This is a genomic window from Pseudonocardia cypriaca, assembly GCF_006717045.1.
In the GTDB taxonomy this organism is placed as follows: Bacteria; Actinomycetota; Actinomycetes; order Mycobacteriales; family Pseudonocardiaceae; genus Pseudonocardia; species Pseudonocardia cypriaca.
Genome location: NZ_VFPH01000001.1, coordinates 893019 through 916528 on the forward strand (window position 1 = coordinate 893019; position 23510 = coordinate 916528).

Annotated in this window: 24 protein-coding genes; 6 read left to right on the forward strand and 18 right to left on the reverse strand. The window is 72.9% G+C overall.

From position 1 onward, the window contains the following. Positions 1-34 precede the first annotated feature (34 nt). From FB388_RS04220 to FB388_RS41130, 10 genes are all read right to left on the reverse strand, one after another. Positions 35-922, reverse strand: coding sequence for an ABC transporter permease (locus FB388_RS04220; RefSeq protein ID WP_142097137.1), 888 nt, complete (start codon positions 920-922; stop codon positions 35-37). After that, a complete protein-coding gene (locus tag FB388_RS04225; RefSeq protein WP_142097140.1) occupies positions 909-1688 on the reverse strand; it encodes an ABC transporter ATP-binding protein in 780 nt (259 codons plus the stop codon). Before FB388_RS04225 ends, FB388_RS04220 begins: the two co-directional genes overlap by 14 nt. Further along, complete coding sequence (locus FB388_RS04230) at positions 1685-2770, reverse strand: ABC transporter substrate-binding protein (RefSeq protein ID WP_142097143.1); 1086 nt, start codon at positions 2768-2770, stop codon at positions 1685-1687. The genes FB388_RS04225 and FB388_RS04230 overlap by 4 nt, the downstream gene beginning before the upstream one ends. Positions 2771-3268: 498 nt before the next feature. After that, positions 3269-4021: a sirohydrochlorin chelatase gene (locus FB388_RS04235; protein WP_142097146.1), complete on the reverse strand. Its 753-nt coding sequence runs from the start codon at positions 4019-4021 to the stop codon at positions 3269-3271. Between the two features lie 10 nt (positions 4022-4031). Continuing rightward, the gene (locus FB388_RS04240; protein ID WP_142097149.1) at positions 4032-5312 is read right to left on the reverse strand and encodes a sulfate adenylyltransferase subunit 1; all 1281 of its coding nucleotides are present in this window, start codon (positions 5310-5312) and stop codon (positions 4032-4034) included. Then, positions 5312-6235 (reverse strand): sulfate adenylyltransferase subunit CysD, encoded by a 924-nt coding sequence (gene cysD / locus FB388_RS04245; RefSeq protein WP_142097152.1) that lies wholly within the window; start codon positions 6233-6235, stop codon positions 5312-5314. The genes FB388_RS04240 and cysD overlap by 1 nt, the downstream gene beginning before the upstream one ends. After that, positions 6232-6933: a phosphoadenylyl-sulfate reductase gene (locus FB388_RS04250; protein WP_142097156.1), complete on the reverse strand. Its 702-nt coding sequence runs from the start codon at positions 6931-6933 to the stop codon at positions 6232-6234. The genes cysD and FB388_RS04250 overlap by 4 nt, the downstream gene beginning before the upstream one ends. Then, positions 6930-7085, reverse strand: a complete 156-nt coding sequence (locus tag FB388_RS04255; RefSeq protein WP_075952119.1) for a PDDEXK family nuclease — start codon at positions 7083-7085, stop codon at positions 6930-6932. Before FB388_RS04255 ends, FB388_RS04250 begins: the two co-directional genes overlap by 4 nt. Continuing rightward, the gene (locus tag FB388_RS04260; RefSeq protein ID WP_142097159.1) at positions 7082-8746 is read right to left on the reverse strand and encodes a nitrite/sulfite reductase; all 1665 of its coding nucleotides are present in this window, start codon (positions 8744-8746) and stop codon (positions 7082-7084) included. Before FB388_RS04260 ends, FB388_RS04255 begins: the two co-directional genes overlap by 4 nt. Before the next feature lie 89 nt (positions 8747-8835). Further along, positions 8836-8919, reverse strand: coding sequence for a putative leader peptide (locus FB388_RS41130; RefSeq protein WP_425468552.1), 84 nt, complete (start codon positions 8917-8919; stop codon positions 8836-8838). A 191-nt stretch (positions 8920-9110) separates the two neighbouring features. Between FB388_RS41130 and FB388_RS04265 the strand changes: the two genes are divergently transcribed. The 4 genes from FB388_RS04265 to FB388_RS04280 all read left to right on the forward strand — a co-directional run bounded on the left by FB388_RS04265 (position 9111) and on the right by FB388_RS04280 (position 13495). Beyond that, a complete protein-coding gene (locus tag FB388_RS04265) occupies positions 9111-9716 on the forward strand; it encodes a hypothetical protein (protein ID WP_142097161.1) in 606 nt (201 codons plus the stop codon). 58 nt (positions 9717-9774) lie between these two features. Beyond that, on the forward strand, positions 9775-10944 hold the full coding sequence (locus tag FB388_RS04270) for an amidohydrolase family protein (RefSeq protein WP_142097164.1): 1170 nt from the start codon (positions 9775-9777) through the stop codon (positions 10942-10944). A gap of 19 nt (positions 10945-10963) precedes the next feature. Beyond that, the gene (hemW, locus tag FB388_RS04275; RefSeq protein WP_246121593.1) at positions 10964-12115 is read left to right on the forward strand and encodes a radical SAM family heme chaperone HemW; all 1152 of its coding nucleotides are present in this window, start codon (positions 10964-10966) and stop codon (positions 12113-12115) included. Positions 12116-12259: 144 nt separating this feature from the next. Next, positions 12260-13495: a DUF1565 domain-containing protein gene (locus FB388_RS04280; protein WP_211361760.1), complete on the forward strand. Its 1236-nt coding sequence runs from the start codon at positions 12260-12262 to the stop codon at positions 13493-13495. On the opposite strand, the gene FB388_RS04285 is transcribed toward FB388_RS04280, so the two are convergent. Further along, positions 13476-14000 (reverse strand): MarR family winged helix-turn-helix transcriptional regulator, encoded by a 525-nt coding sequence (locus FB388_RS04285; protein ID WP_246121595.1) that lies wholly within the window; start codon positions 13998-14000, stop codon positions 13476-13478. The two genes, FB388_RS04280 and FB388_RS04285, sit on opposite strands and share 20 nt — an antisense overlap. Positions 14001-14047: 47 nt before the next feature. Between FB388_RS04285 and FB388_RS04290 the strand changes: the two genes are divergently transcribed. Further along, entirely contained in the window at positions 14048-14443 is a 396-nt protein-coding gene (locus tag FB388_RS04290) for a DUF5313 family protein (RefSeq protein WP_142097172.1), read from the forward strand. Between the two features lie 7 nt (positions 14444-14450). Here FB388_RS04290 and fdhD read toward each other — a convergent pair whose 3' ends face one another. The 7 genes from fdhD to FB388_RS04325 all read right to left on the reverse strand — a co-directional run bounded on the left by fdhD (position 14451) and on the right by FB388_RS04325 (position 22175). Continuing rightward, complete coding sequence (fdhD, locus tag FB388_RS04295; RefSeq protein ID WP_142097175.1) at positions 14451-15290, reverse strand: formate dehydrogenase accessory sulfurtransferase FdhD; 840 nt, start codon at positions 15288-15290, stop codon at positions 14451-14453. After that, a complete protein-coding gene (locus tag FB388_RS04300) occupies positions 15278-16468 on the reverse strand; it encodes a molybdopterin molybdotransferase MoeA (RefSeq protein WP_142097178.1) in 1191 nt (396 codons plus the stop codon). Before FB388_RS04300 ends, fdhD begins: the two co-directional genes overlap by 13 nt. 29 nt (positions 16469-16497) lie before the next feature. Beyond that, positions 16498-16734: a formate dehydrogenase subunit delta gene (locus tag FB388_RS04305; RefSeq protein WP_246121597.1), complete on the reverse strand. Its 237-nt coding sequence runs from the start codon at positions 16732-16734 to the stop codon at positions 16498-16500. Continuing rightward, positions 16727-19552: a formate dehydrogenase subunit alpha gene (gene fdhF, locus FB388_RS04310; protein WP_142097181.1), complete on the reverse strand. Its 2826-nt coding sequence runs from the start codon at positions 19550-19552 to the stop codon at positions 16727-16729. Before fdhF ends, FB388_RS04305 begins: the two co-directional genes overlap by 8 nt. After that, the gene (locus FB388_RS04315; RefSeq protein ID WP_142097184.1) at positions 19549-21054 is read right to left on the reverse strand and encodes a formate dehydrogenase beta subunit; all 1506 of its coding nucleotides are present in this window, start codon (positions 21052-21054) and stop codon (positions 19549-19551) included. Before FB388_RS04315 ends, fdhF begins: the two co-directional genes overlap by 4 nt. Next, positions 21051-21536: a formate dehydrogenase subunit gamma gene (locus FB388_RS04320; RefSeq protein WP_142097188.1), complete on the reverse strand. Its 486-nt coding sequence runs from the start codon at positions 21534-21536 to the stop codon at positions 21051-21053. The genes FB388_RS04315 and FB388_RS04320 overlap by 4 nt, the downstream gene beginning before the upstream one ends. A gap of 72 nt (positions 21537-21608) precedes the next feature. Further along, the gene (locus tag FB388_RS04325; RefSeq protein ID WP_142097191.1) at positions 21609-22175 is read right to left on the reverse strand and encodes an ASCH domain-containing protein; all 567 of its coding nucleotides are present in this window, start codon (positions 22173-22175) and stop codon (positions 21609-21611) included. Between the two features lie 296 nt (positions 22176-22471). On the opposite strand from FB388_RS04325, the gene hrcA reads away from it, so the two are divergent. Then, positions 22472-23491 (forward strand): heat-inducible transcriptional repressor HrcA, encoded by a 1020-nt coding sequence (gene hrcA / locus FB388_RS04330; protein ID WP_211361761.1) that lies wholly within the window; start codon positions 22472-22474, stop codon positions 23489-23491. The last annotated feature ends 19 nt before the right edge of the window (positions 23492-23510 follow it).

Genomic DNA, 23510 nt, shown 5'->3' on the forward strand with positions numbered 1-23510 from the left:
CCGTGGTCGACGTGTCGGCGCCGCACGGCGGCGATCACGTCAGGGCCAGCCCGCGGGCCTGCAGGACCCGCCGTTCGATCGGTCGGAACACCAGCAGCTCGATGCCGACGCCGACGAGCAGGATCAGGAAGATCGCCGCGATGACCCCGGGCATGCTGTTGAAGTCGCTGCCCTCCTTGAGGTAGGCGCCGAGACCGATGCCGAGCTGCGGGGAGGTCGCGATGATCTCGGCGGCCATCAGTGACCGCCAGGAGAAGGCCCAGCCCTGCTTGCACCCGGAGAGGTAGCCGGGAAGAGCCGCGGGCAGCAGGATGAGACGGGCGGAGTCGAGCCGACCCGCACCCATGACCTTCCCGACCCGCGGGAGGATCGGCGGGACCTGGTCGATGCCTGCGACCAGGCCGTTCGCGATCGACGGGATCGCCCCGAGCAGCACCACGAAGTAGATCGTGGCGTCGGTCAGCCCGAACCACAGGACGGCGGCGGGCACCCACGCGACGGACGGGAGGCTCTGCATCCCGGCGAGCAGCGGGCCGATCGCGGCCCGCACGACCCGGACCTTCGCGACGAGGAGTCCGAGTGGCGTGGCGATCACCACCGAGGCCAGGAACCCGAGCACGGCGCGGTGCACCGAGGTCCAGACGATGTCCCAGATCCGGCCGTCCACGACCGTGTCGACGAACTCGTGCCAGACCGCGAGCGGCGCGGGCAGCTGGTACTCCGGGTAGACCGCCGACGCCCAGACTGCCTGCCACACGCCGAAGAAGAGCGCGAGCGCGATCAGGGGCGGCAGCACGGTGCTCAGCACCCGGCGCAGCACCGGCTCCCGAGCGGTCGTCGGGGTGTCGAGCGCGTCGAGGCCGGCGCCGACCGCCGCCGTGTCGACGGGGCGCGCCTCCGGGAGGACCTCAGGTGCGGCCATGGGTCGAGATCACCTCCCGCAGCCGCGCCGTGATCTCCTCGGTGAGCTGCTCGCGGTCGGGGCCCGACTCCGCGAGGTTCCACTCCCGGACGACCGTGCCGGGGCGCGACGAGAGCAGCACCACCCGCTGGCCGAGGCGCACGGCCTCGCGGACGTCGTGGGTGACGAACAGCACCGCGGTCCCCGTGGCGCGCCAGATCCGCTGCAGCTCGCCCTGCAGGAAGTCGCGGGTGATCGCATCGAGCGCGGCGAACGGCTCGTCCATCAGCAGGAGGCCGCCGTCGCCGTCCTCGGTCGCCGCGAGCGCCCTGGCGAGAGCGACCCGCTGGCGCATCCCGCCCGAGAGCTCGTGCGGGCGCTTGCGAGCCAGCCCGTCCAGCCGGACGAGGTCGAGCAGCTCGTCGGCCCGAGCCCGGCGCGCCTTCCGGCCGGCCCCGGCCAACCTCAGCGGGAGTTCCACGTTGCGGCCTGCGTCCAGCCAGGGGAGCAGGGCGGGCTCCTGGAACATGACGGCCGGGCGCCTGCTCGTCACGGTGACTGTGCCGGCGCTCGCCTGGTCCAGGCCCGCAACGAGGTTGAGCAGCGTGGTCTTGCCGCAGCCGGAGGCGCCGAGCAGAACGACGAACTCGCCGGGCTGCACGCGCAGGTCGACCCCTTCCAGCGCCGTGACGGTCTCGCTGCCGCGGCCGAAGACCTTGCCGACGCCCTGCAGATCGACCGCGACGCGTTGGTCGGTGGAAATGGGCCGGTCGAGGATGGCGGTCATGAGTTGCCTCCAGGCTTGTCGAGGCCGGCGGCGTCCACGGCGGGTGCACCGGCCGCCTGCAGTTCCGTGTTGAGCGGGCCGACGTCGACGAAGCCGGCGAGGTCGGTGGGCGACTTGGTGATGCCCGCGGTCACGCTGTCCTCGGCGAGCTGCGGGAACGTCGACGCCAGGGGGTCCGGGGCGAGGGTGATGTTCTGGAAGGCCCGCTCGATCACCGGTGCGGCGAGTGTGTTCCCGGTGAGCTTCTCGAGACCCTGGTTGACGATCGTCTGCGCCTTCGCCGGGTCGCTCTCGGCCAGGTCGATCGCCTTCAGGTGCGCCCGCAGCACCGCGCGGACGGTCTCGGGGTACTGCTGCAGGAACTCGGCGCGGACCAGGACAACCGTGGTCGGGAACTGCCCGTTCGGCCAGAGGGTTCGCTCGTCCAGCAGCACGCTCGCGCCGGCGTCGAGCACCAGCCGTGAGCTCCACGGCTCGGGGAGCCAGCCGCCGTCGACGCTGCCCTCGCGGAACGCGTCGAGGGTGCGCGGGTTGTCCAGGTTGGCGATCTTGACGTCCTGCGGTCCGTCGCCTGCGGTGAGCCCGTTCGCGTTCAGCCACTTCTTGAGCGCGATGTCCTGCGTGTTGCCCAGCTGCGGGGTGGCGATCGTCCGGCCGCGGAGCTGCTCGGGGCTGGTGATCTCGGGCTTCACCACGAGCTGGGCGCCGCCCTCGGTTGCGCCGGCGACGAGCCGGACCGCGCCCTCCGACTTCGCGAAGGCGTTGATCGCCGGACCGGAGCCGATGTAGGTGATGTCCAGCGAACCGCCGAGCAGCGCGTTGACCGCGTCACCACCTGCGTTGAACGTCTGCGGGGTCAGCGTCGTGCTGCCGAGCTCGGCGGTGAAGAGGCCCTGCTCGACCGCGATGATGGCCGGGGCGTGCGTGACGTTCGGGAAGTACCCGAGACGCACCTCCTGGGCGACGCCGCCCGCCACGGGAGCCACTGCTTCGGAACGGTCGGGCTCGGCGCGCGAGCACGCCGCCGCGGCGAGCAACGTGACGGCGGCGATGATCACGGCGAGTGGGCGGAGCCGGGGCATGGGTGTCCTGTCTGGAGTCGGGGGCCAGGCGGCGCGCACCGGCGGCGAACGAGCGCGGGCGCGCGACGGCGTCAGCGGGCGGTGCGGAGACTCAGAGACAGAACTCGTCGAACGCGTGGCACCGGCGCGAGGGCCAGAACCGCTCGAGGTCCGAGTGCAGGAAGGCCCTCATCGACGACTCGGACCGCCGGGAACCGGCGGGCAGGAGCGCGGACGGGGACACCACACCATCGTGCGTCCCCGGAATCACCAGGACAACCAGGTGTCCGCGCTGCGGGATCGCGCTGAAATGTCCGGACTTCTGCCGGCGGGCTCCACCCGTTCCGGCAAGTCTTTGTCCGTACTTCTGCACAGGGCTCTGGCCAGCGGTTTTTCCGGGTCCGAGCCGCTCGGCACGCGCTGGTCAGCTGGTGCGGGTCCGCCTCGCGGGAAACGACGAGCCGCCGGCGTGAGCAGGACCACGGATGGGGCCAGAGCATGGACGCGCTTGCGCGCCGCTCAGCTGGCCGCCCGCCGACGTGCGGATCCGGCGGCGGTGTCGTCGTAGCGGTCGAGTACCGCGCGGACCACGCCCGGATCGGCCGCGAGCGCGTCAGCGACGGGCGCGCCTGCTGCGGTGGCGTCCCGGACGATCCGATCGGGCAGCAGGCCTGGCGCGAGGATCCACTGGGCGACTGCCACCCGGCGGGCGCCGCTCGCGCGGAGGTCGGCGATCGCCTGCGAGACGGTGGGCGTGGTCGTCGTCGCGAACGCCGCGCAGCCGCCGTGCCAGCCGAACCGGCGGGTCCATCCGGCCACGAGGTCGGCGACGGCCGCGTTGGCCGGTGCGTGCGAGGACCCGATCGCGGCGAGCACCACCCCGAGTCCCGGGTCGTGCAGAGGGCCGGCGACCGCCGCGGCGAGGCGGCGCAGCGCGGCCGTCGAGAGACCCCGGTGCCCGCCGAGCACCGGACTGGTCGTGATGTCCAGGCCGGGCAGCCGGGACGCGGCCTGGGTGACCGCGCCCGGCACGTCGACGCGCGCGTGGAAGGCGTGCCCGAGCAGGAGCGGCACCACCACGGCACGCCGGTGCCCGTCGGCGGCCACGCCGTCGAGGACGTCCGGCAGCCGGGGCGCGGACAGGTCCAGGAAGGACAGCCGAACATCCAGGCCCGGCTGCTGCCGGCGCACCTCGTCGACCAGCGCGGCCACCGTGGCGGCCGAGCGCGGGTCGCGACTGCCGTGCGCGACGGCGACGAGTGCCGGTGACATGCCTGGTGCCCTAGCGCGCCACCGCGAGCGGCGTGCCCACCAGCCCCGCGGCGAGGGTGTTGCCGGTGGGCGGGTCGATGAGCAGGAAGCTGCCGGTGGCGCGGATGTCGGCGTACTCGTCGACGGGCAGCGGGTCGGCCGTCCGCAGCGAAGCGTGCGCGATGTCGTTGATCCCGAGCTGCTCGGGTGCCGGCTCCCAGAGTGGGACGTCGGAGTCCAGCGACAGCCGCTCGCCGACCGCGCCCACGATCACCTGGGTGACGCGGGTGCCGTGCTTGAGCAGCAGCCGGGCGCCGGGGCGCAGCGGCTTCTCGGCGAGCCAGCAGAGGGTGGCGTCCAGCTCGTCGGTGACCCGCGGGGGCTCCGCGGCCGAGGCGAGGACGTCGCCACGGGAGATGTCGATGTCGTCGTCCAGGAGCACGGTGACGCTGCGACCCGCGGCCGCGGAATCGAGCGGACCGTCGGCCGTCCGGACGGCGGCCACCGTGGTGCGCGCGCCGCCGGGCAGCACGACGACCTCGTCGCCGGGCGCCACGGTGCCCGCGGCGACCTGACCCGCGTAGCCGCGGTAGTCGTGGAGCTCGTCCTTGCGCGGACGGATCACGTACTGCACCGGCATCCGGAACGGGGCGGCCACCTCTGGGCCGGTGACCGGCACCGACTCCAGGTGTCCCAGCAGCGTCGGGCCCTCGTACCAGGGGGTGCGCTCGGAGCGTTCCACGACGTTGTCGCCGGCGAGCGCCGAGACCGGGATCGTGACGACCGCGTCCGAGGCGAACCCGAGCGTGCGGGCCAGCTCGTCGAAGTCCTTCTCGATGGCGCGGGCGACGCCCTCGTCGTAGTCGACCAGGTCGATCTTGTTGATGGCCAGCACGAGCCGCGGCACGCGCAGCAGTGCGAGCACGGCCGCGTGCCGCCGCGTCTGCTCGACGACGCCGTTGCGGGCGTCGACGAGCAGCACGGCCAGCTCCGCGGTGGACGCCCCGGTGACCGTGTTGCGGGTGTACTGCACGTGGCCAGGGGTGTCGGCGAGCACGAACTCGCGCTTCGGGGTGCCGAAGTAGCGGTACGCGACGTCGATCGTGATGCCCTGCTCGCGCTCGGCGCGCAGGCCGTCGACCAGCAATGACAGGTCAGGGGTGGAGAGCCCCTTGTCCACCGACGCCCGCTGCACGGCCTCGATCTGGTCGGCGAGCACCGACTTGGTGTCGTAGAGCAGCCGCCCGACCAGCGTGGACTTGCCGTCGTCGACGCTGCCCGCCGTCGCGAAGCGCAGGAGATCGCGTGTCATCAGAAGTAGCCCTCGCGCTTCCGGTCCTCCATGGCGGCCTCCGACAGCCGGTCGTCGGCCCGCGTGGCGCCGCGCTCGGTGAGTCGGGATGCCGTGACCTCGGCGATGACCTCGTCGAGCGTGGTGGCGGTGGACTCGACGGCACCGGTGCACGAGCCGTCGCCGACGGTGCGGTAGCGCACCGACTTCTTCACCAGCGCCTCGTCGCCGCGCGGACCGCCCCACGGCCCCTCCGCGAGCCACATCCCGTCGCGGCGGAACACCTCGCGCTGGTGGGCGTAGTAGATCGACGGCAGCTCGATGCCCTCACGCTGGATGTAGCGCCAGACGTCCAGCTCCGTCCAGTTGGAGATCGGGAACACGCGCACGTGCTCGCCGGGAGCGTGCCGGCCGTTGTACAGGTTCCACAGCTCGGGGCGCTGCTTGCGCGGGTCCCAGCGGCCGAACGAGTCGCGCAGGCTCATGATCCGCTCCTTGGCCCGCGCACGTTCCTCGTCGCGGCGCCCGCCGCCGAACACGGCGTCGAAGCGGTGCTCGTTGATCGTGTCGAGCAGGGGGACGGTCTGCAGGGGGTTGCGCGTGCCGTCCGGGCGCTCGACCAGCCGGCCGTCGTCGATCCAGTCCTGGACGTGCGCGACCTCGAGGCGCAGGCCGAGCCGCTCGACGAGCCGGTCCCGGAAGTCGATGACCTCCGGGTAGTTGTGCCCGGTGTCGACGTGCAGCAGCGGGAACGGCACGGGCGCGGGGGCGAACGCCTTGACGGCGAGGTGCACCAGCAGCGTGGAGTCCTTGCCGCCGGAGAAGAGGATCACCGGCCGGTCGAACTCACCCGCCACCTCGCGGAAGATGTGGATGGCCTCGGACTCGAGGGCGTCCAGCGCATCGAGCGCGGACGCCGGGGCGATGGGCAGCGTCGCGGTCATGAGACGTGCAGCCCGCACTCGATCTTGCCCGTGCCCGCCCAGCGCCCGGAGCGCTTGTCGGCGCCCGGGGCCGGCCGCGCCGTGCACGGCGCGCAGCCGATCGACGGGTAGCCCTCGGCGACCAGCGGGTTCACCAGCACGTTGTTCTCGGCGATGTAGGCATCCATCTCCTCGTCGGTCCACGCGGCGATCGGGTTGATCTTCACAAGGCCGAACTTCTCGTCGTAGGTGACGAGCGGGGTGTTCGCCCGCGTCGGCGCCTCCACCCGGCGCACGCCGGTGACCCACGCGTCGTAGCCGGCGAGGGTCTTCTGCAGCGGTGCGACCTTGCGCAGCGCGCAGCACTGGTTGGGGTCGCGGGCGAACAGGTCCTTGCCCAGCAGCGAGTCCTGCTCGGCGACCGTGTGCTCGGGCGTCGCGTTGACGATCCGCACGTCGTAGACGGTCTCGACGGCGTCGCGGGTGCCGATCGTCTCGGCGAAGTGGTAGCCGGTGTCGAGGAACAGCACGTCGACGCCGGGGCGGGCCTTCGCCGCCAGCTCGACGAGCACCGCGTCCTGCATGTTCGATGCGACGATCAGGCGGTCGAACGTCCGGGCGGCCCAGGCGAGCACCTGCTGCGCCGTGGCGTCCGGTCCGAGCTCTTCCGAGCCGCGCTCGGCGAGCGCGCGCAAATCGACTTCCGTTGCCAGGCTCATCGCGAAACCTCCGGAACTCCGATGCCGATCATCTTCAGCGAGAAGGTGCGCAGGCAGGCGGCGCAGTACCAGGCGCCGTGCGATGCCTCCGACGGGCGCAGGTCCTCGTCGCCGCAGTACGGGCAGTAGAACGGAACGGCTCTCTCGCTCATTTGAGCTCGGCCTCCTCGGCCCGCAGCACCCACTGGGCGAACCGCTCGCCGTCGGTGCGCTGCGCCACGAACCGGCGCACGACCCGCTCGACGTACTCGCCCAGCTCGGCGCTGGTGACCTTCAGGCCGCGCAGCTTGCGACCGAACCCGGCGTCCAGGCCGAGGCCGCCGCCGAGGTGCACCTGGAATCCCTCGACCTGCTTGCCCTCGGCGTCGGTGACGATCTGGCCCTTGAGCCCGATGTCGGCCACCTGGGTGCGGGCGCAGGCGTTGGGGCAGCCGTTGAGGTGGATGGAGATCGGCACGTCGGGTGACACGTCGGCGAGCCGCTGCTCCAGGTCCTCGACCAGGCGGATCGCCCGCTCCTTGGTCTCGACGATCGCGAGCTTGCAGAACTCGATGCCGGTGCAGGCCATCGTGGAGCGCCGCCACGGCGACGGTTCGACCTGCAGACCCAGCGCACCGAGCTCGGCGGACAGCGAGGCCACGTTCTCGTCGGAGACGTCGAGCACCACGACCTTCTGCTGCGCGGTGAGCCGCACCCGGCTCGACCCCGCGGTCTCGGCCGCCTTCGCCAACGCCACGAGCGTGGAGCCGGAGACCCGGCCGGAGGCGGGCGCGGCGCCGACGTAGTTGCGGCCGTCCTTCTGCTTGTGCACACCGACGTGGTCGATCGGCAGCTCGGGGATCGCGGGGGCAGGACCGTCGGCCAGCTTCCGGCCGAGGTACTCCTCCTCCAGCACGCGGCGGAACTCCGCGGCGCCCCAGTCGGCGATGAGGAACTTGATCCGGGCCCGGTGGCGCAGCCGGCGGTAGCCGTAGTCGCGGAAGATCGAGATGATCCCGGCCCACACGTCGGGCACCTCGTCGAGCGGGACCCACGTCCCGAGCCGCTGGGCGATCTTGGGGTTGGTGGACAGCCCGCCGCCGACCCAGACGTCGAAACCAGGCCCGTGCTCGGGGTGCACGACGCCGACGAACGAGACGTCGTTGACCTCGTGGGCGACGTCCTGCTGCCAGGAGATCGCCGTCTTGAACTTGCGGGGCAGGTTGGAGAACTCCGGGCTGCCGATGTAGCGGTCCAGGATGGTGCGGATCGCCGGCTCGGGGTCGATCTCCTCGTCGGCGGCGATCCCGGCGACCGGGGAGCCGAGGATCACGCGCGGGGTGTCGCCGCACGCCTCGGTCGTCATCAGGCCGACGGACTCGAGCTTCTGCCAGATCGTCGGAACGTCCTCGATCTCGATCCAGTGGTACTGGACGTTCTGCCGGTCGGTGATGTCGGCGGTGTCGCGCGCGTGGTCCCGGCTGATCTCACCGACCACCCGCAGCTGGTCGGTGGTGAGCGCCCCACCGTCGATGCGGACACGCAGCATGAAGTAGCGGTCGTCGAGCTCCTCGGGCTCCAGCGCCGCGGTGCGGCCGCCGTCGATCCCGGGGCGGCGCTGGGTGTAGAGCCCCCACCAGCGCATCCGGCCACGCAGGTCGGCGGGGTCGATCGAGTCGAACCCCCGCTTCGAGTAGATGTTCTCGATGCGCGCCCGGACGTTGAGGCCGTCGTCGTCCTTCTTGGTGCGCTCGTTGGGGTTGAGCGGCTCGCGGTGGCCCAGCTTCCACTGGCCTTCGCCGCGCTTGCGTTTCACGGGCGTGGTGGGGGGCAAGGCTCAAGCCTCCGGATCGCAGCACGGCCGCGCCGCGCAGGACCGGCGGCGGGACTCGGCTGAGGTGGTGGGGGTCGGGGGGCGCGAGATCAGCGAGACCGACAGAGAGCGCTGCTCACCCGGCGCAGATCCACGTGGCGACGAGCCACGAGTCGCAGGGTCAGCGCGTGCATGACAGCCAGGGTGCCACTTGTCCGGTCCACGATCCATCGGCGTCCGCATGCTGGGAGCGGGCTCACACGAGTTCCGCCGAACCACCCCGTGCCGGCGGTCCCCCGCCCTACGCTTCCGCGTCGTGGCGCCGAACGAGATCGATCTCAGATCCCGCCCCCGATCCACGGCCGCCGCGCGGTGGATCGGTCACGTGAGCGCCCTGCTGGTCGCGGCGGGCTGCCTCGCCACGCTGGTCGCCGGGCCGGAGGGAACGGCCGTGCGGCTGATCGCAGGCGCCGTCGGCCTGCTGATCGTGCTCCTCTACCTCTGGGTGCTGGTCAGCCGCCCCCGGATGCCCGCCCGGTTGGTGGTGGACCACGAGGGGATCCGCGTGTGGAACGGGCGCGGGAAGGTCATGGTGCGCCTGGGCTGGACGGAGCTGTCGGGCGTTGGCGTGATGATGAACGAGGCCGCCCTTCGCCGTCAGCTGCGCGGCACCCCGAACGACGTGGTGCCCTGGGTGACGCGCCGCATGGCGGCGGTACCGGTCTGGCTGGAGCTGTACCCGGCGGACGCGGAGGCCGTCGCGCGGCACCCGGAGCTGGAGGCGGCCTGGACGCTCGGGCGGCTGAGGGCTCCCGGCGAGGAGCAGCGGTGGCTCGTGACCCTCGGCACCGGACGGGGGCAGCTGCTCCAGGTCGCCGAAGCCGTGCAGCGCCTGCGGCCGCAGCTGTGGCGGGGGCACCGGGCCGGCTCGGCGCTGTTCGGCGGGGACGAGGCCCGGCGCGCGCAGCGGCCCGGCAGCACGAACACGTAGCTCCCGGAAACGCATGATCCCGAATCTGCGACCTGGTTCCGAAAGGGCTGGAGGCGCGATGGGACGCACGGCGATCCGGGCGGCGGCACTCTTCGACGGCAGCGGGCTGGTCCGGGACCCGCTCGTGCTGGTGGCCGACGGCCGGATCAGCGAGGTCGCCTGCGGGCCGCGCGCCGCCGTCCCGCCGGACGCCGAGCTGGTGGACCTGCCCGGCGCCACGCTGCTGCCCGGGCTCGTCGACACCCACGTGCACCTCGGGTTCGACGCGAGCACCGATCCGGTCGGCACCCTCGTCGCGCAGGACGACGACGAGTTGCTCGCGGCGATGGCCGCCGCCGCGCGTGTCCAGCTGCTGGCCGGGGTGACGACGGTGCGCGACCTCGGGGACCGCGGCTACCTCGCGCTGGAGCTGCGGGGCGGCGGGGTGCCCGGCCCGCTGCCCACGATCCTCGCCGCGGGCCCGCCGGTCACCACCCCTGGAGGGCACTGCCACTTCCTCGGCGGGGAGGCGAGCGGCATCGACGGGATGCGTGCCGCGGCGCGGGAGCGGGCGGAGCGGGGCGTCGACGTGGTCAAGGTGATGGCGAGCGGGGGCGAGCTCACGCCCGGCTCGATGCCGCTCGAGCCCCAGTTCACGCCGGACGAGCTGCGCGCCCTCGTCGACGAGGCGCACCGGTGCGACCTGCCCGTCACGGCCCACTCCCACGGGGTCGAGGGGATCCGCAACGCGCTGGTCGCGGGCGTCGACGGAATCGAGCACTGCGGGTTCCGCACCCCCGACGGCGTCGATGCGCCTGCCGACCTCGTCGACGCGCTCGTGCGGCGGCAGGTCGCGGTCGGCTTCACCGGTGGCGTCGCGCCGTCCGACGTTCCGCCGCCGCCGCAGATCGTTCGCGTGATCCCGCTCCTCGGCGCGCTGTTCGCGCGGCTGTGGCGGGAGGGCGCGCGGATCGTCGTGGGCACCGACTCGGGGATCGGCCCCGTCAAGCCGCACGCGACGCTCCCGTACGGAGTCGCGCACCTCGCGTCGCTCGGCGTACCGGCAGCCGACGCCCTGCGGACGTGCACGGCGACCGCGGCGGCCGTCTGCGGCGTGGGCGACCGCAAGGGCCGGCTCACCGCGGGCTTCGACGCCGACGTCATGGCCGTCGCAGGCGACCCGCTCGCCGACCTCGCCGTGCTGTGCCACCCGGTCGCGGTGTTCGCCCGCGGCGAGCGCGTGCGGTGACCTGGCAGACTCGTTCCCCGTGCCGCCCTTCGGGATCTACGTCCACGTGCCGTTCTGCGCGGCGCGGTGCGGCTACTGCGACTTCAACACCTACACGGCCTCGGAGCTGGCCGGGTCCGGCGCGTCCCCGGACGGGTGGCTCGCGGCCGTGCGGCAGGAGCTCGAGCTCGCCGTCCGCACGGTCGGGCGGCGGCCGGTCGACACCGTGTTCGTGGGCGGCGGTACCCCGTCGCTGCTCGGGGCCGCGCGGCTCGGCGAGGTGCTCGACGCGGTCCGGGGCGCGTTCGGGCTGACGCCGGGTGCCGAGGTCACCACCGAGTCCAACCCCGAGTCGACGTCACCCGAGTTCTTCGCCGGGCTGGCGGCGGCCGGGTTCACCCGGGTGTCGCTGGGCATGCAGTCGGCGGCGCAGCACGTGCTGCGGGTGCTGGAGCGGCGCCACACGCCGGGCCGGGCGGTGGCGGCGGCCCGCGAGGCGCGCGCGGCAGGCATCGGGCACGTCAACCTGGACCTGATCTACGCGACGCCCGGCGAGACCGACGACGACCTGCGCGCCTCGCTCGACGCCGTGCTCGACGCGGGGGTCGACCACGTCTCCGCGTACTCCCTGATCGTCGAGGACGGCACCGCGCTCGCCCGCCGGGTGGCCCGTGGCGAGCTCCCCGCCCCCGATGACGACGTGGCCGCCGCCCGCTACGAGATGATCGACGACCGGCTCGCCGGCGCCGGCTTCGACTGGTACGAGGTGTCGAACTGGGCGGCCTCGCCAGAGGCCGTCTGCCGGCACAACACCGGTTACTGGCAGGACGGCGACTGGTGGGGCCTCGGCCCGGGCGCCCACTCCCACCTCGCGGGCGTGCGGTGGTGGAACGTCAAGCACCCCGCCCGCTACGCAGGCCTCCTGACGGCGGGGGAGTCGCCGGAGGCCGATCGCGAGCTGCTCACCGACGCCGAGCGGCACACCGAGCGCGTGATGTTGCGGCTGCGGCTCGCCGCCGGTCTCCCGCTGACCCTCCTCGACGGGCCCGGCACGGCCGCCGCGAGGCGAGCGGGCGCCGACGGCCTGCTCGACCCGGCAGCACTGGCGGCGGGCCGGGCGGTGCTCACCAGGCAGGGCCGCCTCCTCGCCGACCGGGTGGTGCACGATCTGTTGGCCGGGGCATCCGTGTGACTTCACGTCCTCCAGCCCCCCGTTCGTCGAGCGACCACCGGAATGGCGGAACCGACCGGCTGTGCTTTACGTCCACATGAAGGAAGCGTCGCGAGACTGCGGCGGCGCGCCCTCACCCGACTCGCACACTGGATCCCACAACACATGAGCCAGAACTCCCCGATCAACAACACCCGCCGGAACATCGCGATCGCGGGGATGGCGATCGCAGCGATCGTCATCATCGTCATCGTCGTGATCTTCTCGAGGATGGGCGGATCGACTCCGGATCCATCCCCGGAGCCCGCCGCGGAAGGGGTGCAGCTCTACGTCAGCCCGGCCGGCAACGACGGGAACGACGGGTCGCAGGCCGCACCGCTGCGCACCATCCAGGCCGCGCTGGACGAGGCGGAGGAGGGCACGGTGATCAACCTCGCGCCCGGTGAGTACCGCGAGCAGATCACCACCCAGCGCGACGGGGACCCCGCCGCGCCGATCACGATCCGGGGTCCCGAGAACGGCAAGGACCCGTCGGGGCGCAACCAGGCCGTGCTGTACGGCACCGGTCGCATCGTGAACATCGACCACAGCTACTACACGCTCGAAGGGTTCACGATCGACGGGCAGGACCAGCTGCGCGCGGATCAGCTGCCCACCGACCTCGCCGCGATGGACGCCTTCAGGAACGGCGCCCAGCCGCAGATCAAGGACAGCAAGCTGATCTACGTCGGCTCGGCCGACACGTCCCGCGACGTCACCGGCATCACGATCCGCAACATGTTCCTCACCGAGGCCGGCACGGAATGCGTGCGCATGCGCAACAACGCCAACGGCAACACGATCGCCGACTCGGTGATCCAGTACTGCGGGCTGCGCGCAGGCCAGACCGACGACGATGATGACGACCGGTTCCCCTACCACAACGGCGAGGGCGTCTACATCGGCACGAGCCCGAACTCGGACAAGCAGCCGATGGCCGACAACGACACCAGCTCGAACAACACCATCACCGGCAACGTCATCCGGACGTTCGGCTCCGAGTGCCTCGACGTCAAGGAGAACGCGCACGGCAACGTGTTCGAGAACAACGAGTGCTCGGGCAACACGGAGCCCCGCGAGTTCAACGGCAGCAACGTCGAGCTGCGCGGCCACGGCAACATCGTGCGCGGCAACGTCATCGCCGACAGCGCAGGCTGGAACGTGAAGATCCAGGCCGACGACGAGGACGACTACGACAACGGCGGGAACGTCCTGGAGAACAACACCCTCTCCGGGGCAGCGGCCGAGCCGGTGCGCATCGGCTCGGACGCCCAGCAGGGGACGTTCTGCGGCAACCGGGTCACGGCGGCCCAGCCGGTCGACGGCCCGTCGCCGGGCGACATCACCGCGCCGTGCCCGTGAGGCCGTCCGCCGGCTGATCGGTCCCGTCCCCGGTTCGCGCCACCGCGGTGCGGGTGGCCGCGATCACGGCGCTGAGCTCGGCGTGCAGGCGCTCGAGGTCGGCCAGCGGCATGCCGAGCCGTTCCACCACGGCCGGCGGGATCCGCTCCGCCTCGGCGCGCAGGGCACGTCCCCGCTCGGTGAGGCCCACCGCCAGCGTGCGCTCGTTGCCCCGCACCCGCTCCCGGGACACCAGCCCGGCCACCTCCAGCCGCTTGAGCAGGGGTGACAGCGTGCCGGGATCCAGTGACAGCACCGTGGCCAGGTCGGTGAGCGAGCGCGGGGAGCGTTCCCACAGCGCGAGCATCACCAGGTACTGCGGGTGGGTGAGCCCCATCGGTTCGAGCAGCGGCCGGTAGAGCGCGACGACGTTGCGCGCCGCCACGGAGAGCGCGAAGCAGACCTGGCGGTCCAGGCGCAGGAGGTCGCCCGCGTGGGAGTCGTCACGGCGCGGTTCGGCAGGCACGTTCCCAGCGTACGATACTTGGGACACCAAAAGTTGGGGTGATAATCGTGGCTCTGCGTCGTCCGGGACCGCTGCGCTGGCTGGCCTACGCCTACGGAGCACGGCTGCCGTCCGAGTACCGCGAGTGGGTCCTGCACGACGTCACCACCAGCACTTGGCAGCTGCGGCACCTGGTGCGCGCGGTCGCGCAGCTCGCTCCGCTGCTGCTGGTGATCTACCTGCTCCTGCCGGGGCCGCCGTGGGTGCGGGGCTGCGCCGTCCTCGGCGGTGCCCTGATCGGCCTCTTCTACTCGATGGTCTACGCGACCGAGTCGGCCGAGCACCGCACGCTCAAGGCGGGCTACCCGCGAGGCACCCCCACGCGCGTGCGCGAGGAGGCCAACGCGGAGGAGCGGGCCGAGCGCGCCCAGCGGTACGCGGAGCGGTGGCGCCAGGACGGATAGGCCGACCTCACGAGGCGTGTGCGGCCGGAGCGAGCCGCTCGGTGCGGCTGTAGACGTTCATCCGCCCGTCGCGGACGAACCCGGCGAGGGTCAGGCCGCACTCGACGGCCAGCTCGACGGCCAGCGAGGACGGCGCGGAGACGGCGGCGAGCACCGGCACCCCGGCCATCACGGCCTTCTGCACCAGCTCGAACGACGCGCGCCCGGACACGACGAGCACGGATCCGCCTGCCGGGACGCGGCGCTGCATGAGGGCCCAGCCCAGCACCTTGTCGACCGCGTTGTGCCGCCCGACGTCCTCGCGCACCACGAGCGGCTCGCCTGCCGCGGTGAACAGGCCTGCGGCGTGCAGGCCGCCGGTGCTGTCGAACACGCGCTGCCGGTCGCGGAGTACGTCGGGGAGGGCGCCCAGCACCGCGGGTGCCACGCGGGTCGGGTCGTCGATGGGGGAGTACCGCGAGCGCAGCCGCACCGCGTCCAGGGACGCCTTGCCGCACACCCCGCACGACGACGTCGTGTAGAAGTTGCGCTCGACCCCCGTGCTGGGCGGCGGTACGCCCTCGGCGAGGCGGATGTCGAGCACGTTGTAGGTGTTGCGGCCGTCCTCGTCGCGTGAACCGCAGTAACGGGCGTCGCGGATGTCGTCGACGCTGCCGATGACGCCTTCGGTGAGCAGGAAGCCGTGCGCCAGCTCGACGTCGTGACCGGGTGTCCGCATCGTCACGGCGAGCGCGTGCCCGTCGACGCGCAGTTCGAGGGGCTCCTCCACCGCGAGGGCGTCCGGTCGGCGGCTCGTGCCGTCCGGGGTGAGCCGGAGGACGGGGCGGCGGGCGATCAGACGGCCCACGGGCGTGCTCCCGGGTCGAGGGGGAGGAGGCGGGCGGCGATCGCGTCCGCCGGGCCCGGGTCGACCACGGCGAAGGCGTCGGCGGCGGCCGCGCCCCGCAACATCGCCGAGCCCGCACGGCCCACCGGCACGGCCCCGGACGGCTCGACGGCCACCGGGACGAGCCGGGTGTGCACCGGGTGCCGGGCGATCCCGCCCTGGACCGGCACCGCCATCAGCGCCGGGAGCGGTTCCCCGCGCAGCCCGGCCAGCGCGGGGACGGCGACGGTCAGGAACGCGGCCAGCGCGGCGAGGGGGTTGCCCGGCAGCCCCACCACCAGCGTGTCGCCGACCCGGGCCAGGGCCTGCGGGTGCCCGGGGCGGCACCGCACGCCGTCGACGAGGAGCTCGGCGCCGAGCTCGCCGAGCGTCGCCCGCAGGTGGTCGGCCGGGCCGGCCGCCGACGAACCCGAGACGAGCACCAGGTCGGCCGACCCGGTGGCCGCCGCCAGCGCGGCACGCAGAAGGGTCCTGCTGTCGGGGACCGCAACCGGCTCGGCGAGCCGGGCGCCCGCACGTGCGACGAGCCCGGGGAGCATCGGGCCGATCGCGTCCCGCACCCGCCCCGGCCCCGGCGGTCCGCTGCGGACCAGCTCGTCGCCGGTGACCAGCGCGGTGACCCGCGGCATCGGGTGCACGAGCAGCCGGTCGTGGCCCAGCGCGGCCGCGAGCCCCAGTGCCACCGGCGTGACCCGGGAGCCGGCGGGCAGCACCTCATCGCCCGCGGTGCACTCCTCGGCGGCCGGCCGGATGTGCCGGCCCCGTGGCGCCGCGCCGCGCAGCAGGTCCCCGTCCCGGACGGCATCCTCATCGGCCAGGACGGCGGTGGCGCCTGCGGGCAGGGGGGCGCCGGTCACCACGGCGCATGCCTCCCCCTCGCTCAGGAGCGCGGGGCCCGTCACTGCAGGAAAGCCACTCTCCTGAAGTCCGCGCCCGACCACGGTCCACGGCGGAGCGCCCCGCACCGCGTAGCCGTCCATCGCCGATCGCGGCACCGGCGGGTGGTCCGCCGCCGCGACCAGCGGGGCCGCCAGCACCGCCCCGTCGGCGTCGGCGAGGTCGACCTCGCGTGCAGGCAGCGCCGCCGCGGCGGCGTGGGCCACCTCGCGCGCCGCGTCCCACGCCAGCGTTCCCGTCACGGTCGCAGCGTGCCGCACGTCCGCGCTGGTCATCGCACACCGGCCGGGCGGAGCAGCTCCGCCGCTCGCAGCGCGATCGGGTCGAGCCCCGCGCCCCCGGCGGAGAGGTGCTCCAGGAGCGCGGTGCGCATCCGCGGCTCCCAGAACGCCCGGACGTGCGCGGCGATGGCCTCGGCGGCCTCGTCGAGCGGCCTGTGGGTGAACTGGGCGGCGATGTCGTTGGCCAGCCGCACGTGGGGAGGTGTGCCGTCCATCTGCTCACTCACCCGCCGCGGGGACCGGCCGGGAGGCGAGCTCGTCGCGTACGGCCGCCTGTTCCGGCGCGAGCGCGACCTGCACCGCCGTGACCTTGTACTCCGGGCAGTTGGTGGCCCAGTCGGAGTTCTCGGTGGTCACGACGTTGGCTCCGGTGACCGGGTGGTGGAAGGTCGTGTAGCAGACCCCCACCGGCATGCGTTCCGCGATCACCGCGCGCAGCGTGGTGCGCCCCACCCGGCTGGAGAGCGCGACCATGTCGCCGTCGGCGATGCCGCGCACCTCGGCGTCGTGCGGGTGCAGTTCGAGCAGGTCCTCGGGGTGCCAGGCCACGTTGGCCGTGCGCCGGGTCTGCGCGCCCACGTTGTACTGGGACAGGATCCGGCCGGTGGTGAGGATCAGCGGGAACTTCCGGGTGCTCCGCTCGCGCGTCGGCACGTAGGTGGTCTCGACGAACCGGCCCTTGCCGCGCACGAACCCGTCCACGTGCATGATCGGCGTGCCTTCTGGCGCCTTCTCGTTGCACGGCCACTGCACGCTGCCGACCTTGTCGAGGTGGTCGAACGAGACCCCGGCGAACGTCGGCGTGGTGAGCGCGATCTCGTCCATGATCTGGTCGGCCGAGTCGTAGTGCATCGGGTAGCCCATCGCCTGCGCGATCTCGCAGACGATCTGCCACTCGTGCTTGCCGGTCTTCGGCGCCATCACCGGGCGGACGCGGTTGATGCGCCGCTCGGCGTTGGTGAACGTGCCGTCCTTTTCCAGGAACGAGGTGCCGGGCAGCAGCACGTGCGCGAACTTCGCGGTCTCGTTCTCGAACAGGTCCTGCACGACGAGCAGCTCGAGCGCGGCGAGGGCGGCGTGCACGTGCTGGGTGTTCGGGTCGGACTGCGCGATGTCCTCGCCCTGGACGAAGAGCGCGCGGAACGACCCGTCGATCGCGGAGTCGAACATGTTGGGGATGCGCAGCCCCGGCTCGTCGAGGATCGGCGTGCCCCACAGCTGCTCGTAGATCTCCCGGGCGCCGTCCTCCGAGACGTGCCGGTAGCCGGGCAGCTCGTGCGGGAACGAACCCATGTCGCAGGACCCCTGCACGTTGTTCTGGCCGCGCAGCGGGTTGACTCCGACGCCGTCGCGCCCGATGTTGCCGGTGGCCATCGCCAGGTTGGCCATGCCCATGACCATCGTGGAGCCCTGGCTGTGCTCGGTGACGCCGAGGCCGTAGTAGATGGCGGCGTTCCCACCGGTCGCGTAGAGCCTCGCCGCGGCCCGCAGCTCGGCGGCGGGCACACCGGTGATCTCCTCCACGGCTTCCGGACTGTGCTCGGGCCCGGCGATGAACGCCTCCCACTCCTCGAAGCCCTCGCAGCGGGCCTCGACGAACTCGCGGTCGACCAGGCCCTCGGTGACCACCACGTGCGCCATCGCGTTGACGACCGCGACGTTGGTGCCGGGGGCGAGCTGCAGGTGGTGGGCGGCTTCGACGTGCGGGGACCGGACGAGGTCGATGCGCCGCGGGTCGAGGACGATCAGCTCGGCGCCCTGCCGCAGCCTGCGCTTCATGCGCGAGGCGAAGACCGGGTGCCCGTCGGTGGGGTTGGCCCCGATCAGCAGGATCACGTCGGACTTCGCGACGGACTTGAAGTCCTGGGTGCCGGCCGACGTGCCGAAGGTCTGCTTGAGCCCGTAACCGGTCGGGGAGTGGCAGACGCGGGCGCAGGTGTCGACGTTGTTGTTGCCGAACACCGCGCGCACCATCTTCTGGACCGCGTAGACCTCCTCGTTCGTCGTGCGCGACGAGGTGATCGCCCCGATCGAGCTCGTGCCGTGCGCGGCCTGGATCTCCCGGAGCCGCCGCGCGGTGAACGAGATCGCCTCCTCCCAGGACACCTCGCGCCACGGGTCGGCGATCGACTCGCGCATCCGCGGCGCGAGCACCCGGTCGGGGTGGGAGGCGTAGCCGAACGCGAAGCGGCCCTTCACGCACGAGTGGCCCTCGTTCGCGCCACCGTCCTTGTACGGCACCATCCGGACCAGCTCGTCACCGCGCAGCTCGGCCTTGAACGAGCAGCCGACGCCGCAGTAGGCGCAGGTGGTGACGACGCTGCGGGTGGGCATGCCCAGCTCGATGACCGACTTCTCCTGCAGCGTCGCCGTGGGACAGGCCTGGACGCAGGCGCCGCACGAGACGCAGTCGGACTCCATGAACGACACACCGGCGCCCGCCGCGACCTTCGAGTCGAAGCCGCGGCCCTCGATCGTCAGGGCGAGGGTGCCCTGCACCTCGTCGCAGGCCCGGACGCAGCGCGAGCAGGCGATGCACTTGGAGGCGTCGAAGTCGAAGTAGGGGTTCGAGGTGTCCTTCGGCGCGTCCATGTGGTTGGCCCCGGCGTCCACGCCGGAGCCGTAGCGCACCTCGCGCAGCCCGGTGACGCCCGCCATGTCCTGCAGTTCGCAGTCGCCGTTGGCCGAGCAGGTGAGGCAGTCGAGCGGGTGGTCGGAGATGTAGAGCTCCATCACGCCGCGGCGCAGCTTGCCCAGCTTCTCGGTCTGGGTGCGCACCACCATCCCCGGGGCGACTGGGGTGGTGCACGAGGCGGGCGTGCCGCGCGCGCCGTCGATCTCGACGACGCACAGGCGGCAGGAGCCGAACGCCTCCAGGGAGTCGGTGGCGCACAGCTTCGGGATGTCGAGGCCGGCCTGCTTGGCCGCCCGCATCACGGACGTGCCGGGCGGAACGGTGACCGGGACACCGTCGATCGTGACCTCGACGGTGGCGGCGCCCTCGCGGGCCGGTGTGCCGTAGTCCGGTTCCTTCAGCAAACTCATCTCGCGAAGTCCTCCCCGAAGTGGCGCACCGCGCTGCGCACGGGCATGGGGGTCAGCCCGCCCATGGCGCAGAGCGACCCGTCGGTCATCAGCTCGCACAGGTCCTCGAGCAGCACGAGGTTCTTCTCGCGCTCCTGACCCGAGCGGATCCGGTCGATCGTCTCGACGCCCCGCACCGCACCGACCCGGCACGGCGTGCACTTCCCGCACGACTCCTCGGCGCAGAAGGAGAAGGCGAAGCGGGCCATCGAGGCCATGTCGACCGTGTCGTCGAAGACGACGATCCCGCCGTGCCCGAGCATCGCCCCGGCCTCGGCGAACGCCTCGTAGTCCATCGGCAGGTCGAACTTCTCGACCGGCAGGTAGGCCCCGAGCGGGCCGCCCACCTGCACGGCGCGGGCCGGGCGGCCGGACGCGGTGCCACCGCCGAGGTCGTTCACCAGCTCGCCGAGGGTGATCCCGAACGCGGTCTCGACGACCCCGCCGCGCGCGATGTTGCCGCCGAGCTGGAACACGCTGGTGCCACGAGAGCGGCCGACGCCCAGCGCGGCGTAGCTCGCGGCGCCGTCGGCGAGGATCGCGGGCACCGAGGCCAGCGAGAGCACGTTGTTGACGACGGTCGGGCGGCCGAAGAGCCCTTCGAGGGCCGGGATGGGCGGCTTGGCCCGCACCTGGCCGCGCTTGCCCTCGAGGCTCTCCAGCATCGAGGTCTCCTCGCCGCAGATGTAGGCACCCGCCCCGACCCGGACGTGCAGGTCGAAGTTGAGGTCCGAGCCGAGGATCCGCTCGCCGAGCCAGCCGCGCGCCCGGGCGGCCTCGATCGCCGCCGTCAGGGTCTCGACCGCGTCCGGGTACTCCGAGCGCAGGTAGACGTAGCCCTCGCCGGCACCGACGGCGTGCGCCGCGATCGTCATGCCCTCGATGAGGGTGAACGGGTCGCCCTCGATGAGCATCCGGTCGGCGAACGTGCCGGAGTCGCCCTCGTCGGCGTTGCAGCAGACGAACTTGATGTCCGCCTGCGCGCCGAGGACCGTGCGCCACTTGATCCCGGTCGGGAAGCCGGCGCCCCCACGGCCGCGCAGCCCCGACTCGACGACGGCCTCGACCACCGCCGTCGGGCTCGTCCGCAGCGCAGCTCGCAGCCCTTCCAGGCCGCCGTGGGCCACGTAGTCGTCGGGCGAGAGCGGGTCGACGACCCCGACGCGGGCGAACGTCACCCGCTGCTGCCTGCGCATCCACGGCAGGTCCTCGACGATGCCCAGGTTCTCGCCGCGGCCCTCCAGCATGCCCGCCGCCACCAGCCCGTCGACGTCCTCCGGGGCCACCGGCCCGTAGCCGACGCGGCCGGCTGGGGTCTCCACCTCGACGAGGGGCTCCAGCCAGAGCATGCCGCGCGAGCCCGTGCGCACCACCTCGGCGCCGGCGGCGACGAGCCGCTCGGCCACCGCGTCGGCGCCGACGGACCGGGCGGCGGAGTCCCTCGGGACGAACACCCGGCTCACGGGACCACCTCGCCGAGCAGCGCGTCGAGGCGCGCGGGGCTCACCCGGCCGTGCAGGCGGCCGTCGACCTGCACGGCGGGGCCGAGTGCGCAGTTGCCGAGGCAGAAGACCTCGTCGAGGGTGACGGCTCCGTCGGAGGTGGTCTCGCCGAAGTCGACGCCGAGGCGGCGGCGGGCGTGCGCGCCGAGCGCCTCCGCCCCGACGGCCTGGCAGGCCTCGGCCCGGCAGATCCGGAGCGTGGTGCGACCGCCCCGTTCGCGGCGGAAGTCGCGGTAGAACGTGACGACCCCGTGCACCTCGGCGGCGGAGAGGTTGAGCACGTCCGCGATCACCGGGACGTCCGCCTGATCGATGTGGCCGAGGTCCTCCTGGATCGCGTGGAGTATCGGGATCAGGGGGCCGCGCAGCCCACGGCGAGCGGTCGCGATCTCGCGTACCCGCCCCACCCGCAGTGCGGCGAGATCGGTGACGTTGGTCGTCATACTGTAGACAGTCGCCGTCTGACCTGCGGCGGGTCAAAGCAAACTTCGTGATCTCCCGATAAGCGAGATCTATCAGCCGCGGCGGTAGGCCCGTCCGCGCGGCGACAGCCGGTAGCCGACCTCCAGGCTCTCGGTCAGCCCCAGCTCCTTGAGCTTGCGGACGTCGCGCTTGAACGGCAGCGTCTCCCGGCCCATGCGCGCGGCGAGGTCGGGCGCGCGCACTCCGGGGTTCTCCGCGATCAGCTCCAGCACCGCCGCGGTCCACGGCCCGTTGGCCGAGGCCCGATCCATGCGCGCCAGCCGGGCGTCGATCTCGGCGCGGTCGGCCTGCGACAGCCGCCGCTTCGCCCGCAGCGCCACGCGCGGGTCGGGCCCGGCGAGCCGCACCCCGATCCGGTGGAGCTGCCCCTCCCCGCGCTGAGCCCGCTGGAGGGCGGCGAGGTCGGCGAAACCCGCCGCTCGCGCGTCGTCGGCGGTCAGCCCGGCCTCGTCGACGGGGTCGACCGAGGTGAACTCGAGGACGCCCACCGCCGTGCGCTGCGTGCCGCCCACCCGCACGCGCGGCCGGTCCCAGCGCCGGAACAGACACGTCACCGTGCCGGCTGCGATGGCGTCGAGGACGGGGCGACGGATCAGCACGGACCACAGTGTCCTCTTGCCTCCGCTTCGCTCCGGCGGGCTCGCGGGCCTTCGAGGCGCCGTTCTGCTCCGCCGGTGCTCGGTCGCTCGTTCCTCGCTCCCTGCGCGCCTCCCCCGCAGAACGGCGCCGGCCCGCTCGCGCGGTCGTGGGGCTCCGTCCTGGCGGGAGTGTCGCCGCCGCTTCACCCCGCCGGGTTCGGGCTCGCCGGCGCGCGGCACCCGCGGGCCCGCTCGCACCAGCGCAGAGCACATAGACTGGGGGAAGTCCACACAACATCGCCGGGAGGAGCGCTGTCGTGAACGCCGACGAGCGACGCTTCGCCGTCCTGCGGGCGATCGTCGCCGACTACGTCGCCACCCACGAGCCCGTCGGCTCGAAGATGATCGTCGAGCGGCACAACCTGGGTGTCTCCAGCGCCACCGTCCGCAACGACATGGCGGTGCTGGAGGACGAGGGCCTGATCGCCCAGCCCCACACGAGCGCGGGGCGGGTGCCCACCGACAAGGGCTACCGGTTGTTCGTCGACCGGTTGGCGCAGGTCAAGCCGCTCTCGTCGGCGGAGCGCCGCGCTGTGCAGGCGTTCCTCGACGGCGCGGTCGACCTCGACGACGTCCTCCGCCGCAGCGTGCGGCTGCTCGCCCAGCTCACCCGCCAGGTCGCGGTGGTGCAGTACCCCACGCTCACCAGGTCCACCGTGCGCCACTGCGAGATCGTGCAACTCACGCCCGCCCGGCTGATGGTGGTCGTGATCACCGACAGCGGCCGGGTCGACCAGCGCGTCGTCGACCTCGGCGACGTCACCTCCGACGACGCCGTCTCGCAGCTGCGCACGCTGGTCAACGGCGCGCTCGTGGGACGGCCGCTCGCGGCCGCGTCCGCCGCCGTCGCCGAGCTGCCCAACACCGCGCCGGCCGACCTCCGCGACGCCATGATCGCGGTGTCGACGGTGCTGATCGAGACGCTCGTCGAGCACCCGGAGGAGCGGCTGCTCCTCGGCGGCACCGCCAACCTCACCCGCAGCGCCGCCGACTTCCCGCACTCGCTGCGCCGGGTGCTCGAGGCGCTCGAGGAGCAGGTGGTGGTGCTCAAGCTGCTGGCGTCCGCCCAGGAGCGGAGCATGGTCACCGTGCGCATCGGCGAGGAGAACGAGGCCGAGGAGATGCGCGACACCTCGGTGGTATCCATCGGTTACGGGCCGGGCACGGTGCTCGGCGGCATGGGCGTCGTGGGGCCCACGAGGATGGACTACCCGGGTTCCATCGCCGCCGTGCACGCGGTGGCCCGTTACGTTGGTGAGATCCTGGCTGGACGCTGACGAGCGGCGAGGAGCCGCA

What these genes read in the sequence shown, in the direction of transcription:
- FB388_RS04255 (WP_075952119.1), bottom strand. Translation starts at nt 7,085, where the DNA reads ATGAGCGAGAGAGCCGTTCCGTTCTACTGCCCGTACTGCGGCGACGAG.
- FB388_RS04320 (WP_142097188.1), bottom strand. Translation starts at nt 21,536, where the DNA reads ATGACGACCAACGTCACCGATCTCGCCGCACTGCGGGTGGGGCGGGTA.
- FB388_RS04280 (WP_211361760.1), top strand. Translation starts at nt 12,260, where the DNA reads ATGAGCCAGAACTCCCCGATCAACAACACCCGCCGGAACATCGCGATC.
- FB388_RS04240 (WP_142097149.1), bottom strand. Translation starts at nt 5,312, where the DNA reads ATGACACGCGATCTCCTGCGCTTCGCGACGGCGGGCAGCGTCGACGAC.
- FB388_RS04235 (WP_142097146.1), bottom strand. Translation starts at nt 4,021, where the DNA reads ATGTCACCGGCACTCGTCGCCGTCGCGCACGGCAGTCGCGACCCGCGC.
- FB388_RS04225 (WP_142097140.1), bottom strand. Translation starts at nt 1,688, where the DNA reads ATGACCGCCATCCTCGACCGGCCCATTTCCACCGACCAACGCGTCGCG.
- FB388_RS04230 (WP_142097143.1), bottom strand. Translation starts at nt 2,770, where the DNA reads ATGCCCCGGCTCCGCCCACTCGCCGTGATCATCGCCGCCGTCACGTTG.
- fdhF (WP_142097181.1), bottom strand. Translation starts at nt 19,552, where the DNA reads ATGAGTTTGCTGAAGGAACCGGACTACGGCACACCGGCCCGCGAGGGC.
- FB388_RS04250 (WP_142097156.1), bottom strand. Translation starts at nt 6,933, where the DNA reads ATGAGCCTGGCAACGGAAGTCGATTTGCGCGCGCTCGCCGAGCGCGGC.
- cysD (WP_142097152.1), bottom strand. Translation starts at nt 6,235, where the DNA reads ATGACCGCGACGCTGCCCATCGCCCCGGCGTCCGCGCTCGATGCGCTG.
- FB388_RS04270 (WP_142097164.1), top strand. Translation starts at nt 9,775, where the DNA reads ATGGGACGCACGGCGATCCGGGCGGCGGCACTCTTCGACGGCAGCGGG.
- FB388_RS04220 (WP_142097137.1), bottom strand. Translation starts at nt 922, where the DNA reads ATGGCCGCACCTGAGGTCCTCCCGGAGGCGCGCCCCGTCGACACGGCG.
- FB388_RS41130 (WP_425468552.1), bottom strand. Translation starts at nt 8,919, where the DNA reads ATGCACGCGCTGACCCTGCGACTCGTGGCTCGTCGCCACGTGGATCTG.